Source organism: Mucilaginibacter ginsenosidivorax (assembly GCF_007971525.1).
GTDB lineage: Bacteria > Bacteroidota > Bacteroidia > Sphingobacteriales > Sphingobacteriaceae > Mucilaginibacter > Mucilaginibacter ginsenosidivorax.
The window spans coordinates 782894-799570 of the sequence record NZ_CP042437.1 but is presented as its reverse complement, the minus strand read 5'-3'; the positions used below and the strand labels follow the sequence as shown (position 1 = coordinate 799570).

At 44.1% G+C, this 16677-nt stretch carries 10 protein-coding genes; 8 read left to right on the top strand and 2 right to left on the bottom strand.

Annotated elements, in window-relative coordinates; genetic code table 11:
* The first annotated feature begins 60 nt into the window (after positions 1-60).
* The 4 genes from FSB76_RS03330 to FSB76_RS03315 all read left to right on the top strand — a co-directional run bounded on the left by FSB76_RS03330 (position 61) and on the right by FSB76_RS03315 (position 7702).
* Positions 61-1878 carry a glycoside hydrolase family 2 protein gene (locus tag FSB76_RS03330; RefSeq protein WP_147052182.1) on the top strand — a complete coding sequence of 606 codons (1818 nt, stop codon included), beginning with the start codon at positions 61-63 and terminating at the stop codon, positions 1876-1878.
* A gap of 264 nt (positions 1879-2142) precedes the next feature.
* Positions 2143-4626: a glycosyltransferase family protein gene (locus FSB76_RS03325; RefSeq protein ID WP_147052181.1), complete on the top strand. Its 2484-nt coding sequence runs from the start codon at positions 2143-2145 to the stop codon at positions 4624-4626.
* Between the two features lie 233 nt (positions 4627-4859).
* Positions 4860-7076, top strand: coding sequence for a transferrin receptor-like dimerization domain-containing protein (locus tag FSB76_RS03320; RefSeq protein ID WP_147052180.1), 2217 nt, complete (start codon positions 4860-4862; stop codon positions 7074-7076).
* Positions 7077-7273: 197 nt separating this feature from the next.
* Positions 7274-7702, top strand: coding sequence for a DUF4348 domain-containing protein (locus tag FSB76_RS03315; protein ID WP_158642826.1), 429 nt, complete (start codon positions 7274-7276; stop codon positions 7700-7702).
* A gap of 11 nt (positions 7703-7713) precedes the next feature.
* On the opposite strand, the gene FSB76_RS03310 is transcribed toward FSB76_RS03315, so the two are convergent.
* Both FSB76_RS03310 and FSB76_RS03305 read right to left on the bottom strand, forming a co-directional pair.
* Entirely contained in the window at positions 7714-8124 is a 411-nt protein-coding gene (locus FSB76_RS03310; RefSeq protein ID WP_147052178.1) for a response regulator, read from the bottom strand.
* A 220-nt stretch (positions 8125-8344) separates the two neighbouring features.
* Positions 8345-10306: a M1 family metallopeptidase gene (locus FSB76_RS03305; RefSeq protein WP_147052177.1), complete on the bottom strand. Its 1962-nt coding sequence runs from the start codon at positions 10304-10306 to the stop codon at positions 8345-8347.
* Between the two features lie 344 nt (positions 10307-10650).
* On the opposite strand from FSB76_RS03305, the gene FSB76_RS03300 reads away from it, so the two are divergent.
* The 4 genes from FSB76_RS03300 to FSB76_RS03285 all read left to right on the top strand — a co-directional run bounded on the left by FSB76_RS03300 (position 10651) and on the right by FSB76_RS03285 (position 16355).
* On the top strand, positions 10651-11391 hold the full coding sequence (locus FSB76_RS03300) for a hypothetical protein (RefSeq protein WP_147052176.1): 741 nt from the start codon (positions 10651-10653) through the stop codon (positions 11389-11391).
* Positions 11392-11597: 206 nt separating this feature from the next.
* Positions 11598-13607 (top strand): thioredoxin domain-containing protein, encoded by a 2010-nt coding sequence (locus tag FSB76_RS03295; protein ID WP_147052175.1) that lies wholly within the window; start codon positions 11598-11600, stop codon positions 13605-13607.
* Between the two features lie 25 nt (positions 13608-13632).
* A complete protein-coding gene (locus FSB76_RS03290) occupies positions 13633-14130 on the top strand; it encodes an FKBP-type peptidyl-prolyl cis-trans isomerase (protein WP_147052174.1) in 498 nt (165 codons plus the stop codon).
* Positions 14131-14468: 338 nt separating this feature from the next.
* Positions 14469-16355 (top strand): S9 family peptidase, encoded by a 1887-nt coding sequence (locus tag FSB76_RS03285; RefSeq protein WP_147052173.1) that lies wholly within the window; start codon positions 14469-14471, stop codon positions 16353-16355.
* Positions 16356-16677 lie beyond the last annotated feature (322 nt).

The following is a 16677-nucleotide window of genomic DNA, read 5'->3' as shown; positions in this document are numbered from 1 at the left end:
GGACAGCTAATCAAATAAATTATTTTAAGTTTGGCTTAACATCAAAATAACCTATCAACCATGACTAAAAACCAAAGTAAACAGCTCTTGCTATCCTTGCTTTTTAACCTTTTTTGTTGTTCTGTTTTATTTGCCCAGGAGGCAATATTGCCCACAGCCTGGACAAAAACCGCTATGGATGCCCCAATTCCGTTTCCCGAATATCCAAGGCCGCAATTGCAGCGCAACGATTGGATGTGCCTTAATGGCCAATGGGATTACCAGGGCGGAAAAAATGTGCAGGATGCGCTCGCTCCCGAAAAACCATTGTCATTTGCCGGCGAAGTAAATAAAATCCGTGTTCCTTACTGTCCGGAATCGGTATTGTCCGGCATTCAGCGTAAGCAGGAAATTAATATGTGGTACCGCCGTAGTTTTGAGGTGCCTGCCGGCTGGAAAAATAAACAGGTAATTATTCATTTTGATGCCGTAGCGCATAACGCCACTTTATTTGTAAACGGACATAAGGTGGGAGCACATGCCGGTAGCTATGATGCTTTTAGCTTTAACATTACGCCTTTTTTAACAACGGGTAAAAATACATTGGTTGTGGCGGCGTATGACTTAAACGATGGCCGCGTACCATCAGGAAAAAGCGGGCCACGTGGCGATTATACCTTCTGCTCGGGCATTTGGCAAACCGTTTGGTTAGAACCGGTTAACAAAAACTACATTAATAACATTCGTTTACTGCCCGATTTGGCAAATAACCGGCTAAAAGTTGAGGTAAATACACGGGCGAGCGGAAAATTAACTGCCGTGGCACTTGATGGCGGCAAAGTAGTTTCGCAAGCAGAATCAGCCGGTGATACTTACTTTTACCTACCCATTAAATCGCCCAAACTGTGGTCGCCAGACGATCCATTTTTATATGACTTGAAGATCAGCCTGAAAAATGCCGATGGCAGCGTTGCTGACGAAGTTAAAAGCTACTTCGGCATGCGCGATATAAAATTGAGTAAGGTTAACGGCTTTATCCGCCCTTTGGTTAATGGCAAGTTTATCATGCAGCTTGGCCTGCTCGATCAGGGTTATTGGCCCGATGGGGTTTTAACGGCACCTACAGAGGAGGCGCTTAAATTTGATATTAGCTTTGCCAAAAATGCGGGTTTCAACCTTATTCGCAAACATATGAAAACCGAGCCTCAACGGTTTTATTACTGGGCAGATAAAATGGGCTTGTTTGTTTGGCAGGATATGCCGGCCATCTGGTATCAAAATGAAGATACCCTTAAAACCCGCAAGGAATTCCGTAAGGAATTGAAAGCAATTATAGACGATCATTATAATTCGCCGTCCATCATTACCTGGGTGCCTTTTAATGAAAACTGGGGTGCGTTTGACGTTAAAAACATAACCAATTGGGTTAAACAGTACGACCCATCCAGGCTGGTAAACGGCAATTCGGGCTTTAATAATAACCCGTCGTATCAGAAAGCTTATGGCGACCCCGGTAATGGCGATTATGTAGATACCCATATCTATGTAGGCCCGTACGGCGCCTCGGTACCCGACGATCATCGTGCGGCATCGTTGGGCGAATTTGGCGGCGTTGGCCTGTTTGTCCGCAACCATATGTGGCCGGTAGAAAACAATGCTTATGATTATGAGCCAACAAAAGCACGCCTTACCGACAGGTATGTGTTTTTACTTGACGAAGTTGAACAGCTGATGAGATACAAAGGTTTAAGTGTTGCCATTTATACCCAAACCACCGATGTTGAACATGAAGTGAATGGTATATTAACCTACAATCGCGCGGTTGAAAAGATGGAGCTAAACAGGGTAAAAGCCGTAAATGAGGCCGTTATTAAGGAAAGTTATAAAATTACTCCATGATCTGCTTGTCATTGGTCATTTCGCTACGCTGTCATTAGTCATTGTCGCTTCGCTTGTCATTAGTGGATTATTTGAAAATTTTTAAAACAAGGACTCTCCAATCAAACTTGGCCTTAAATGACCAATGACCAATGACCAATGACCAATGACCAATGACCAATGACCAATGACCAATGACCAATGACCAATGACCAATGACCAATGACCAATGACCAATGACCAATAATAATTGTATTTTTAAAAAATATATAATTATTGCTGCTTATGATGGATTGGCTGAAGCGTAACGGGATACATTTTGCCGTTGCGGGTGTTTTTTTGGTACTGTGCTTTTTATATTTTTCGCCTGCATTTCAGGGAAAAACATTGGGGCAGGGCGACGTGCTTGGCGCGCAATCGACCCAGAAGGAGATAATGGACTATCGCGCCCGCGATACCACCATTTTATGGACGAACCAGATATTTGGCGGCATGCCCGCATACCAAATCTGGGCGCCTTACAGCGCCAACATTGCTACACATATTATAGCCGTTATTGGTTACGCCGTACCTAACCCGGTTGGCATGGTGTTAGTGTTTTTGTTTGGTACCTACTTTTTATTCAATGTGTTAAAGCTTAATCCCTGGCTGGCAGCGGCCGGAGCCGTGGCTTTTACGTTTACCAGCTATAATATGATATTGCTGGCGGCCGGCCATACCAACCAGGCTTTTGCTATCGCTTTTTTCGCGCCTATAATAGCCAGCATTATACTGGCATTACGGGGGCGGTATCTGTTGGGGGCATCTTTGCTTGCTTTGTTTTTGTCTATCGAAATTAAGGTGAACCACTTGCAAATGACCTATTATCTAATGCTGGCTATTTTAATTTTATTGGGTATCGAGCTGTATCACGCTATTAAAAATAAAACTACGGCGTCGTTCCTGAAATCATTAGGGTATTTATTGGCCGCATCGCTATTGGCCTTCGCAGTAAATGCTTCAACCTTATGGAGCACTTATGAATACGGCAAGGATAGCTATCGTGGAAAGTCAAATCTAAGTAACAGCACCAAAGAGCCGCAAAATGGCCTGGCTAAAGATTATATTTATCAATACAGCCAGGGCGTTGCCGAATGCCTTACCTTTTTGGTGCCAAACGCTTCGGGTGGTGCATCGGGCCCGGAATTGATTGATCAAAATTCAGAAACCGTTAAAGTATTCACAGATAAAGGCGAGCAACCCGGGCAGGCTTTAAATTATGCTCAGCAAATTTCGTCGTTCCCTGGCCTGTCACTTTACTGGGGCGAAAAGCGGCCGGGTACCAGCGGTCCGTATTATTTTGGTGCAAGTATTTGTCTCTTGTTTGTTTTTGGCCTTATCATAGTTAAAAGCCGTTTAAAATGGTGGCTGCTGGGTACGGTGGTATTAACCATGCTGTTGTCATTTGGCGGCAACTGGCCATATGTGTCTGATATATTTCTGAAGTATTTTCCGCTATACAATAAGTTCCGCGCGGTTGAATCTATTTTGGCGGTGGCCGGGCTTTGTTTCCCCGTGCTGGCCTTCCTGGCCATACAGGAGGTTATTGTTGCTGCCGATAAAAAGGCGCTGGTTAAAAAGCTATTGCTTGCCTTGTATATAACCGGTGGGCTGGTACTGATAATGATCCTGGTACCCGAGTTACTGCTGAGTTTCAGGCCAAGCGACCAGCTAAGCGGCGTTGCCAGTTTAACACAGGCCCTAAAAGGCGACGCAGCAATGGCCAATGCCTTTGCCAATGCGGTAGTTAAAGACCGGGCAAGCCTTGAGCGTGCCGACGCTATTCGTTCGCTGGTGTTTGTGCTGGTTACTTTTGGTATTGTTTGGGCGCTTATCAGGCAAAAACTGAGCCTCGCAACGGTTTCTTTGCTATTGTTCGCCGTAGTATTAGTTGATCTTTGGCAGGTAGATAAGCGCTATTTAAAGGATGATAATTTTACCGACAAACAGGAATCAGCAGTACCACAAAGACCTGTTGACATTGAGATAGCTAAAGATACGGACCCCGATTTTAGAGTATACGATGCTACTGCGGCTATAAAACAAGATGTGCAGAACCCGTTTTTCCATAAAACTTTAGGTGGCTACTCGGCCGCCCGAATGAAGCGATACGATGAACTGATAGATAACCAATTTATTAGGGGAGCAAACCCGGCTGTGCTGAATATGCTGAATGCCAAATACGTCATCATACCCGATTCATCCAAACAAGGCCAGGTATTATTGCCCAACCCTGATGCATGTGGTAATGCCTGGTTTATAAAAAATATAAAATATGTGGATGGCGCTGATGCCGAAATGAAGGCACTTAGCAGCTTTTCGCCAAAAAATGAGGCTGTGGCTGATAAAAGCTACCAAAGCATAGCCGGTAAAATACCGGCGGGTGATACCGCATCTACTATAAAATTGGTTGCCTATAATCCCGATCATATGGTATATAAATCGGCGTCAAAAACGGGCGGCGTAGCGGTGTTTTCCGAGGTGTATTACGATAAAGGCTGGAAAATGCTGATAGATGGGGTAGAGAAACCATATTTCCGCGCTGATTATTTATTAAGGGCAGCTCAAATCCCGGCAGGCGAACATAAGGTGGAGTTTGTGTTTCACCCGGCTTCGTATTATTTCGGGGAGGATATTTCTATGGCTGGCTCGGTGTTGCTGGTGCTATTGTTGGGTGGGGCTGTTTTTGGGGATGAGATAAAGAAAATGATGGGAAAGAAAAGCGCGTAAAAGTAAATAGTTCATTAATTCATTGGTCTTGTCTGGCGGGATTGACAGAAAGATGGGAGGCATTCAGTCGAAAAGTTATTTGCCCGCCATGCCCGCGTTCCAATGAACCAATGAACCAATGAACCAATGAACCAATGAACCAATGAACCAATGAACCAATGAACCAATGAACCAATGAACCAATGAACCAATGAACATTTTTGTTATCTTCACGCATCACCATATACACTGTCATGAAGAAAACCCTTACCCTTGGCTTATTGGCGCTGTCGTCGGCAAGTTTCGCGCAGCAAAAAACATTAATTGGCTTTACGCCGGCATCGTCGGCAAAACAACTGGAAACCGAAAAAACGTTTGATGCGGGTTTAAGTCCGCAACGCATTGGCGAAACCATTAAAGCACTTTCAGCATTTCCGCATAACATCGGTTCGCCCGGCAGTAAGGCCGTGGCCGACAAGATATTGGCTATGTACAAAAGCTATGGGCTGGATGCGCATATAGAAACTTACACGGTACTTTACCCAACACCCAAAACGCGGGTACTTGAGCTTACCGCGCCAACAACTTATACCGCTATATTAAAAGAACAGGCCGTACCGGAAGATGCCACATCGGGCCAGCCCAATCAGCTGCCAACTTACAACGCCTGGAGTGCTGATGGTGACGTTAGCGGGCCATTGGTATTTGTAAACTATGGTTTGCCCGATGATTATATTAAACTGGCTGCCATGGGTATTGATGTTAAAGGTAAAATTGTAATTGCTAAATATGGCCGCTCATGGCGGGGCATAAAGCCCAAAGTAGCCTATGAGCATGGGGCTATTGGATGTATCATTTACTCTGACCCTGCTGATGACGGCTACTCCGCAGGCGATGTGTACCCAAAAGGGGCTTACAAGAATGAATTTGGCGTGCAGCGCGGCTCGGTAATGGATATGGTGATTTACCCCGGCGATCCGCTTACGCCGGGCGTTGGCGCTACTAAAGATGCCAAACGCCTGGATAGAAAAGATGCGACCACGATATTAAAAATACCGGTGCTGCCTATAAGCTACCATGATGCCCAGCCTTTACTGGCTGCGCTTGATGGGCCGGTTGCACCCGGTGGATGGGCCGGCTCGTTGCCTATAACTTACCACATAGGTGGCGGCAAGGCCGTGGTACACCTAAAAATGGAATTTAATTGGGATATGGTGCCCGCTTATGATGTAATTGCCAAAATTAAAGGATCAACCTACCCGGATGAGTGGGTAATGCGCGGTAACCACCACGATGCATGGGTAAACGGTGCCAACGACCCTATAAGCGGACAGGCCGCCATGATTGAAGAAACCAAAGCACTTGGCGACCTGCTAAAAACCGGCTGGAAACCCAAACGCAGTATCATATATTGCTCATGGGACGGCGAAGAACCAGGTCTGTTAGGATCGACAGAGTATGCCGAGGCCCACGATAAAGAACTGCAGCAAAAAACGGTGGTATATATTAACTCGGATAGTAATGGCCGCGGCTTTTTAGGCGCAGGCGGCTCGCAGGCGCTGGAAAGTTTTATTGACGAGATAACAAATGGTATAACCGACCCACAGACTAAGGTAAGCGTGTTCGACAGGAAAAAGGCGATGGAACTGGTGAATGCCAAATCAACCGGCGACAAGAAGGAGATTTTGGAACGCAAAGGCGAAAAGCTGGAGGCGCTTGGTTCAGGGTCAGATTTTTCTTCGTTCCTGCAGCATTTGGGTATTCCTACCCTTGATTTTGGTTTTGGTGGTGAAGACGGTGGCGGCGAATATCATTCTATTTATGATTCGTTTGATGATTACAAACGTTTTAAAGATCCTGATTTTGCCTACGGTGTTGCCCTGGCCCAAACTGCCGGCCACTCGGTATTACGCATGGCCGATGCCGAAGTATTGCCGTTTGATTTCAGGAGCCTGCAGGCCACCATTGCTAAATATGCTACCGAACTTACCAAGCTTGCGGATGATACCCGCGAAGCCACCAAAATTGATAACCAGCTCATAAAAGCTAACGATTACACCTTGGCTGCCGACCCAACCCGCCTGTATAAAGCGCCTGTTGCCAAAGATACCGTGCCCCCAATTGATTTTAAACCGCTAACCGGTGCGCTGGATTCTTTAAAGAAAAGCGCCGATAAACTGGCAACCTATTGGAGCGCAGCCACGCTAAAAGATGGCGACCACGATAAGCTAAATAAGCTCTTATATCAAGCCGAGCAGCAATTGCTTGCCGCCGAAGGCCTGCCACGTCGTGGCTGGTATCGCCATACTATTTATGCACCCGGTTTTTATACCGGTTACGGTGTTAAAACCATCCCCGGCATCCGCGAAGCCATTGAACAACGCAATTGGGACGAGGTGAAGCAGCAGATAGTGGTAGTAGCCGGCAGGATTAATGCATTGGCTGGGTATTTGGCTATGGGGGCGAAATAGGTTAGCGATTTAATATTACCAGGCTAATAATATGAGCCGTGCCTACGGCACTTATGGTTGTTTGTTTTTATTTACCCCGGGTTGAAACCCGGCGTATAAGAATAAAAGAAGAATCAGAGCCGTAGGCTCGGCCCATATAAAAATGACAGATATTAACACTATCACTTAAGTCTATTGATTAATTTATACCTGTTATAGTGAGAATTATATTTATTGTTATAACGCTTGCAGTTTTATCCTCCTGCAACTTTTCATCCAAGGTTAAAGTGCATGCGATTGATGCGCCAGGTAAGGTTGTTGACTCCGGAGAAACCTTTGGCAATTTTCGCGATAAGTTTTATACAGATAGCGCTTTCCAGTTAAGCCGGATAAAGTTTCCACTACCAAAAGTTTACAAAGAAACAGATGACGAGCAGAATGTAAAACCCGATTACCTGCAAAAAGGGCAATGGGAACTAAATTTAATGTTGGATAAAAGCCTATCGCGTATTGAAACCACAAAATCAGATGATGAAGCCAACGAAAGAATAACAACGCCCGTTGATCCAACTGTTATTCAAAAAAGTCGATTCAAAAAAATAAATGGCAGATGGTTCCTGGTATATTACGAAACCGTTGGTTTTTAAAGGTCTTAAATTCAGAAATCGGCAAATATGCCTTTTATTTTTTCAAAAGTTAAGGGCTTATTTATAAAATCGGTTACAAGAAGGCTTTGTTTCGACCTGGTTAAATCATCGATGCTTACAGAGGAGGTGAGTATATAGATTTTGCTTTTTTTTAATGAATCGATTTTTAACCGGTCAAATTCGGCCAAAAATTGCCACCCATCCATTACCGGCATCGCCAGGTCCAAAAAAATATAATCCGGAAGATGCTCAGGGTTGCTGTTATTGATTTTGCTGAGATGGTCTATCGCGCTCTTACCGTTTTGGCAAGAGTCAATGTGGGGATTCATTAAGTATTTTTTTATCAAGGCTTTCACGATAACACAATCCAATTCTTCGTCATCAATGACAAGAATGTTGACACCTGAATCAGTAATCCCCATTGGCCGATAAACTATTAAACAACATTAATATTCTAAAATGTTGTAATACGATATGGAATTGATTTTGTTGCGATTTTTAATTAAAACAAATTCAGTTCGCCTTGGCCGTGAGGTATTTGTTGCCACCCATATAAAAATGGCGATGAGCTAAACCAGCCATCGCCATTCAAAATTTTTACAAATCACTAAATCAATAATTCAGTAATTCGATAATTAAAATCTACTCCCCGTAATAAACGTTGTTTTTTAAATTAACATCGGGTAACTCATGTTCCGGGTCAATCACCATCAATTTAATTTTTGATGTTGATGGATATTTAAAAGTCCATACACCGCCGCGTTGCCACACGTTTACGGGTAGGTGCAGGGTTTCAACCTTGCCATTGGCCTGTGTAATTTTAAGATCAACAGGCATTGCCATTTTTTCATTATTGGTGATGGTGATCAGCGACCCATTTGCAGCGTTATCGTCAACATATTTAACGCCGGTAATAGCCTGATCAATTTTCCAGGTAGTAGTAAACCAACCTTTCCAAAACCAATTCAGATCCTCGCCGCTGGCATCGTTCATCGCGCGGAATAAATCATAAGGCAGCGGATGTTTAAATGCCCAGTTTTTAATGTATTCATGGAAGGCATAGTCAAAGCGGTCGGGGCCTAAAACCACGTTGCGCAAAATGTCCATACCCAAAGCGGTTTTAACATAGTACTGGCCATAGTCGTTAAGTCCGATGGCCTCGGGCGCGGTCATCAATGGGTCTTTGCTGTTACGGTACTGGCCTAAAATCCGTTGTGCCTGTTTGGTGGTATCGTTATACTCGCCCTTGTTAAATTGCTGCGAAGCATATTCATTAATAAACGTGTTGAAGCCTTCGTCCATCCACATGTATTTGCGCTCGTTTGAGCCTACAATCATCGGGAACCAGTTGTGGCCAATTTCATGGGTAACATCGCCCCAAAGCTGTCCCTTTTTAAGGCCGCCAAGGCAAAATATAGCACCTGGGTATTCCATACCCAGGGCAACGCCAGATACATTGACAGCCGAGTTCCATGGATATTCGAAATAGGCTTTAGAGTAAATCTCCATGCTGTTTTTCAAATACTCGGTTGACCGGCCCCAGCTATCAACGCCGGCACTCTCAACAGGGTAGGCCGACATAGCAATACCCTTACGGCCCGATGGGAAATTAACCCTCGCAGCATCCCATATAAAAGCATCGGATGCGCCAAAGGCAACATCGCGGCTGTTCAGCATTTTATAGTGCCAGGTAAGGCTGCCTTTAAACGGACGGGTTGACGATTTACCAACTTCGTTCTGCTTAATCAGCATGACTGTTTTGTCGCTGCTTTTGGCTTCGGCCATACGGCTCAGCTGCGCTGGCGATAATACCTCCTCGGGGTTCTGTAAATCGCCCGATCCTACAACCACCATATTGGCGGGGGCAGTTACGTAATAGTCAAAATCACCATATTCGCAGTAAAACTCGCCAAGGCCCATGTAGGGCAGGGTGTTCCAGCCTTCTACATCGTCATAAACGCACATACGCGGGTACCACTGGGCAATTTCGTAAACGTAACCCTGTTTAAATTTTTTACGACCCATACGGTCGGCGCCGTAAAATGGGATGGCAAAATCATAATTTATCTTCACGCTTATTTTTTCGCCTTTACCATCCATTGGGGCATTCAGGCGTAGTTGCATACGGGCATCGGTAATAACCGGGGTAACTTTATAGGTTTCGCCTTTGTAGGTAACCTCAACCGAACTGATATGGTAACCGCCACGGCTAAAGCCACGCACATCAAAGCGGTCGCCGGTGTAGGGGGTTACGGCCGCGCCACGCGAGTCGGGTTTAAATAAGTTTTGGTCAAGCTGCAGCCACAGGTAATCCAATTGGTCGGGGCTGTTGTTGGTATAGGTGATGGTAACTTCGCCGGTAATGGTGGTGTCTTTACCTTCGTTCAGAGTGGCTTTAATCTGGTAATCGGCACGGTTTTGCCAATAAGTTGGAGATGGTTTGCCGGCATTTGAGCGTGTGCCCTGCCCGGTTACCGGCCAGGTGATGGGGCCAAATGATTCCTGGTGATTATACTTAATGGAGTCGGTTTGTGCCGATGCCGTGTTTGCGATAGCAAACAAGCCACCAACGCATAAAATGTTGATCAGTTTTAAATAGCGCATTTTGTCAGTCAATAATAAAAACCGCAAATAAAGCGAATTAAATTGTGAAGTTGGTAACAGGCTGGTTTAAAGTGGCTATAAATGTGGCGATATTCATATTTTATTCATGCTTTGCTGTTTTTTGCAAGTTAATCAAAGCTACTTCTGATAGGTTTATTTATACCTTTATAGTAATATTTAATAACTACTAACCCTGATGCGCCAACCTAAGCCAATAAAATATCTGCCATTGATTTTACTTTTTTTGTTGTTTGCGCAAATTGTTGCGGCCAACGCTATTGACGATCTGAAATAGGGTAGCGATGGGTAAATTTGTATTAAACCTTTAACCTAATTGTTGATATATGAGCAAACGTTTCTTATTGATTTTATCTCTTATTTTATTCATCTCTAAAAGCATGCTGTTTGCCCAGGATGAGTTACTGGAAAATAGAATAGTTCAAGCAAAAAAAGATACAAGAACTTTCAATATTCAATCTCTTGAAGGCAGAACGGTAAGGGTAAAAGTTTTACCTGATTATATACATAATATTTTGTGTGTGATATATTTAAAAGATACAGTTAAGGTATTTGGTTATTGGGATGTGGTGCCCAAAACATCCTATTTGAGTAAACGATTTATTAAAATAGATTATGAAGTTAGGGGAGGTTCAAATTTCGCTCTTGGAAACTCATTGATAATATGTGTGAGTGATAATAAGTTGTTTGAAGCATTACACGTGTTACGCTATGCAGATTGGGAATCTGAGTTGGTTAAAACTTATAATGTAAAGTTTGCATTAGTAGATCGTAAAAAAGATTATGTGCTTACAGCAAGCATAAGAGATAAATCAATTTCATCAATCAATCCTGAAACAAATTATAGTTATACAAATAGTAGCAAGTTGCATTTTGATAGGAAGCTAAAAATATTTTATAGCATAAAGAGCAATTTATACGATACGTTAAATGTTAGTTATCATGACACAACTTATAAACAGGAGATTCAGGGTAACTTTCCTGAAGCAATTTTAGGGGACAATAAATACGTTTTTATCGGCGGCCAATGGTTCGAATTAAGGAAAGGCTCAATAATTAAATATTAACCTGATAACTTAACCAGTTAACTCGATGTTTTCATGGAAGATTGGCAGTAAAGTAAAAGCAGCCCCTGTTCTATTATTTTAAACCCTATAATCAAATTAGTTTCAATTAACCACAACCTCCCCTAAAACTTTTCCAATTAATCCTACTTTAACTTACAGTCGCAATTATATTCGCACATTGCATTGATAACGCAATACCATCTGCTATGAATAAACTCGCAAATTCCACATCACCATATTTATTGCAGCACGCCAATAATCCTGTAAACTGGTACCCCTGGGGTAAAGAAGCGCTGGATAAGGCCAAGGCGGAGAATAAACTGATATTGGTGAGTATTGGCTACTCGGCCTGCCACTGGTGCCACGTAATGGAGCACGAAAGCTTTGAGGATGAAGCCGTGGCCGCAGTAATGAACGAATATTTTGTTTGCATTAAGGTAGATAGGGAGGAGCGGCCCGATGTTGACCAGATTTACATGAGCGCGGTGCAGCTGATGAGCGGCCGTGGCGGCTGGCCGCTAAACTGTATTTGCCTGCCAGATCAGCGGCCAATTTACGGCGGCACCTATTTTCGTAAAAACGACTGGACATCGCTGCTGTTTAACCTGGCCGATTTTTATAAACAAAAACCCGATGAAGCGGAAGAGTACGCCGTTCGCCTGACCGACGGGATCCAAAAATATGAATCGATCCAATTTATAGCCGATCAGCCTGATTATACCAAGGATGACCTGAAAGTTATCGGTGATAACTGGAAACGTTATTTCGACAGGCACGAGGGCGGCACAGGCAATGCGCCCAAATTCCCGATGCCCAATAACTGGCAGCTGCTGATGCGTTACGCGCATTTAACCAACGACGGCGAAATTGCCAAACAGGTAAAGCTTACCCTGCATAAAATGGCCTTCGGGGGTATCTACGATCATGTAGGCGGAGGCTTTGCCCGCTACTCGGTTGATGGCCGCTGGCACGTGCCGCATTTTGAAAAAATGCTGTATGACAATGCACAGCTCATTACCCTGTACTCCGAAGCCTACACCTGGCAGCCCGATGAATTGTATAAAACAGTGGTTGACGAGATCATCCATTTTGCCACAACTGAACTGGCATCGCCGGATATGGGTTTTTACTCGGCCCTGGATGCCGATAGCGAAGGGGTAGAGGGTAAATTTTATATTTTTACTAAAACCGAAATACAAGCCATTTTGGGCGATGATGCCGACTTGTTTTGTATCTACTACCATATTACCGAAGATGGCAACTGGGAAGAAGAACACTCCAACGTGCTCTTCAGAAAAGAAACGGACGCGCAACTGGCCGAAAAGCTGGGTTTAGGAGTAGATGATTTGCTCACACAAGTAAAGGCATCCCGCAAGATGGTGTTCGAAGCCCGCAGCCACCGTATCAGGCCAGGCCTGGACAATAAAATACTGGCATCATGGAACGGGTTAATGCTAAAAGGACTGTGCGAAGCCTACCGGGCTTTTGATGAGCCGGGGTACCTGGAACTTGCTCTGAAGAACGCTGATTTTATCCTGAATAACCTTGTAGGTCAAAATGGCAGGCTCTCACGTGTGTACGGCAGCCCGGTAACTGATGGTATGCCGGTAGCGTTTTTGGATGATTATGCCAATATTATTGACGGCCTCATCGCTTTGTACGAGGTTACCTTCAATGAAGATTGGCTGCAGCAGGCAAAAGCCCTTACAGATACCGCTATAGCCCATTATTACGACGAAATTAACGGCATTTTTTTTTACACTGCCGATGATGATGAGCAATTGATAGCCCGGAAATCGGAAATTATGGACGGGGTTACGCCGGCCAGTAATTCGGCAATGGCGCGCAACCTTAAAAAATTGGGCCTGCTTTTTGATAATGAAAGCTATGCAGCGGTTTCGGCACAGCTGTTACGCAACATTATGCCGCAGCTGGCAAAGTATGGTACAGCTTATTCAAACTGGACTATGTTATTGCTTGATGAAGTGTTTGGCATTTATGAAGTTGCAGTAACCGGCCCCGAAGCCGAAACTGTAAGAAAGGAACTTGAAAATAATTACATACCCAATAAAATTATATTGGGAGGTACAAAAGGAAGTTTACCTTTGTTACAGGATAAGTTTGGTAAATCAACACAAATATTTGTTTGTATAGATAAAACCTGCGGATTACCTGCTAATAACACGGCCGACGCACTAAAACAAATGCAGGCCTGATTGCTTATTTATAAAAACAGTAACAATGAAGATTGAACCACAGCACGTAGTGTCATTAACTTACGATTTGTATGTTGACCAGGATGGTACCGAAACTTTAACAGAAAGTGCCACACAAGAACAACCTTTAACCTTTTTATTTGGTGCCGGCCAGATGCTGCCCAAATTTGAAGAAAACTTAAGCAGCCTTTCAACAGGGGATACTTATGAATTCCGCTTAGCTGCAGGCGATGCTTATGGCGAATATGATGAAGAAGCTGTAGCCAACCTGCCAAAGGAAATGTTCCAGGGAACAGAGCTTCCTGAAATTGGCAGTATTTTGCCTTTACAGGATAACAATGGTAACCGTTTTCAGGCCCAGGTAGTATCAATAGCCGAAGATTCGGTAATTGTTGATCTTAATCACCCCATGGCCGGCCAGGAACTGCACTTTAAAGGCAGTATCCTGAACGTACGCCCGGCAACGCCCGAAGAATTATCGCATGGCCACGCTCACGGCCCTGATGGTCATCACGCTCACTAATTTTATTGATCGTAAAATATTTGAAAGCCCGTTATGTGAATAGCGGGCTTTTTTTGTGCCCTGTAGTTACGAATGTTGTGCAACACTGCTGTTTTTTATCCGGTTAATTCTTTAATTCTGGAAATTCTGGTTCACACAATTCACGTTAGCGATTGCAGCGGATACCGGCCCCGCGCATAATGCCTGTGCAGTATAAGCGTAAAGCGCGGCCGCAGGCAACGTCCGGATTAATAAGAACAGGTTGCCAATTAAAAGTCTTCTTTGTTGGATATAACAGGGTGAGGCTCTTTTGTTTTTGCAGAATATTTGCCATAACTTGCTGAAAATTAAACCTAAAAATGAAATACCTATCCTTACTGGCCGTGGCTGTAATGTTCAGCGCGTGCAAAAACACAGATAAGCCTGCTGTTGTAAAATCATACACCATTGAGCAGTTGTATAAAAATAAATCAATTGGCGGGGCGGGCTTTAATGCCGACGAGACCAAGGTGCTTATTGAAGATAACAGCAGCGGGATATTTAATATTTACGCCATTAATTTGGCCGATACCTCATCAAAGCAACTCACCCATTCAGCCAAAGACTCCTATTTTTCTATAGGCTACGTGCCGGGTACCAATGATTTTTTATACAGCGCCGACCAGGGTGGTAACGAAAATAGTCACATCTACCTGCAAAAGGCAGACGGCTCGCCGGTGAAGGATCTTACACCGTGGGCAAATACCACCAATAGTACAAACGGCTGGAGTGCCGATAAAAAGTACCTTTACGTTGTAAGCAACAAGCGCGACCCTAAGTTTTTTGACGTTTATAAACTTGATGTAAAAAGCTGGAAGGATGAGCTGCTATATGAAAACAACGACGGCTATTCGCCCGGCCCTGTTTCAAAATCCGAGCGGTACATTGCCTTAACCAAATCTATCACTACCGATAAAAACGAGTTGTACCTTTACGATAGGACAACAAAAGCTACCAAAAAGCTAAGTAACGATAAAGACGCAACCTGGTACCCGGCGGCTTTCACCAAAGGCGATTCGAGCCTGTACTACATTACCAACGACGGAAGCGAATTTAGTTACCTGGTAAAATATAACCTGGCAACCGGGGCAACCGCCAAAGTTTACAGCACCAACTGGGATGTTGTTGGCATGGAACTAAGCGACCTGGAAAAATATTACACCGTGTATGTAAATGCCGATGGCAAAACCAGGGTTTTGCTGTTTGATAACAGTACCGGTAAGCAAATGGATTTTCCGGAAATTAAAGATGGCGAGGCTAAGTCGGCAGTGTTTTCCCCAAGCGAGAAAAATATAATGCTTACGGTAGGTAGCAGCACAAGCCCCAATAACCTTTACGTTTATAATTTTGAGAGGAAGGAATTAAAACCGATAACCCGCACACTAAATCCGGCGGTAAGCAGTGATGATTTGGTAAGCGCAGAAGTTGTCCATTTTAAATCTTTTGACGGGCTGGAAATTCCTGCGATTTATTACAAACCTAAAAATGCCAGCAAAGATAAATCGGTGCCGGCTATACTTTGGATACACGGCGGGCCGGGCGGCCAAACCACAACCAGCTTTAGTAATCAAATACAGTTTTTGGTAAACCATGGCTACGCGGTTTTGGCGGTTAACAACCGGGGCAGCAGCGGTTATGGTAAAACTTTTTACAAGCTGGATAACAAAGACCACAGCAACGGCGATTTAAAGGACTGCATTTGGGGTAAAAAATGGTTACAGCAACAAGCTTACATCGATACCGCGAAAATAGGCATACTGGGCGGCAGCTACGGAGGCTGCATGGTACTGGGCGCCCTTGCCTTTCATCCTAACGAATTTAAAGTAGGGGTAGACCTCTTTGGCGTAGCCAACTGGATACGGACACTCAAAAGTATCCCTCCGTATTGGGAAGCCCAGCGCAAGGCCCTTTACGAGGAACTGGGCGATCCGTACTCGGCGGATAGCGTACACCTGAAAAAGATTTCGCCTTTGTTTCATTACCAAACCATCAACAAGCCGCTAATTGTTTTCCAGGGGATGAACGATGTGCGGGTATTGCCGATTGAAAGCAAGGAAATTGTGGATGGTGTAAAAAAGAATGGCGTGCCCGTTGAATACATTACCTATCCTAACGAAGGCCATGGTTTTACCAAAAAGGAAGACCAGATAACAACAGCCAACAGAACCCTGGCGTTTTTAGATAAGTATTTGGCTGGCAAAAAATAGGGCGAATAACGTTATGTATGGATGTCTTTGTGAGCGATAGTGTGGCAATCTCGTAGCTAATATATATCGGATTTGTATGTCGTTTATGCGTTGGCTACGAGATTGCTTCGTATCTTATAATGACGTGTTTGTAAGTTGTTGACTATCAAAATTAAATCCCCGTCATTGCGAGGTACGAAGCAATCTCCTACATGCTAAGTCCCATATAGTTCGGTATTGCTTCGTACCTCGCAATGACGGTAGTTTAGAACATTGATTTAACTGTATTTGGTTGCACGTCATGATATTTTTTTAGGTTTTCCCTGATGGTTCCTCGCAATGA

Excerpts from the sequence above, each read along its gene's own strand:
- FSB76_RS03330 (WP_147052182.1), top strand. The coding sequence starts at position 61 with ATGACTAAAAACCAAAGTAAACAGCTCTTGCTATCCTTGCTTTTTAAC.
- FSB76_RS03325 (WP_147052181.1), top strand. The coding sequence starts at position 2,143 with ATGATGGATTGGCTGAAGCGTAACGGGATACATTTTGCCGTTGCGGGT.
- FSB76_RS03320 (WP_147052180.1), top strand. The coding sequence starts at position 4,860 with ATGAAGAAAACCCTTACCCTTGGCTTATTGGCGCTGTCGTCGGCAAGT.
- FSB76_RS03310 (WP_147052178.1), bottom strand. The coding sequence starts at position 8,124 with ATGGGGATTACTGATTCAGGTGTCAACATTCTTGTCATTGATGACGAA.
- FSB76_RS03305 (WP_147052177.1), bottom strand. The coding sequence starts at position 10,306 with ATGCGCTATTTAAAACTGATCAACATTTTATGCGTTGGTGGCTTGTTT.
- FSB76_RS03300 (WP_147052176.1), top strand. The coding sequence starts at position 10,651 with ATGAGCAAACGTTTCTTATTGATTTTATCTCTTATTTTATTCATCTCT.
- FSB76_RS03295 (WP_147052175.1), top strand. The coding sequence starts at position 11,598 with ATGAATAAACTCGCAAATTCCACATCACCATATTTATTGCAGCACGCC.
- FSB76_RS03290 (WP_147052174.1), top strand. The coding sequence starts at position 13,633 with ATGAAGATTGAACCACAGCACGTAGTGTCATTAACTTACGATTTGTAT.
- FSB76_RS03285 (WP_147052173.1), top strand. The coding sequence starts at position 14,469 with ATGAAATACCTATCCTTACTGGCCGTGGCTGTAATGTTCAGCGCGTGC.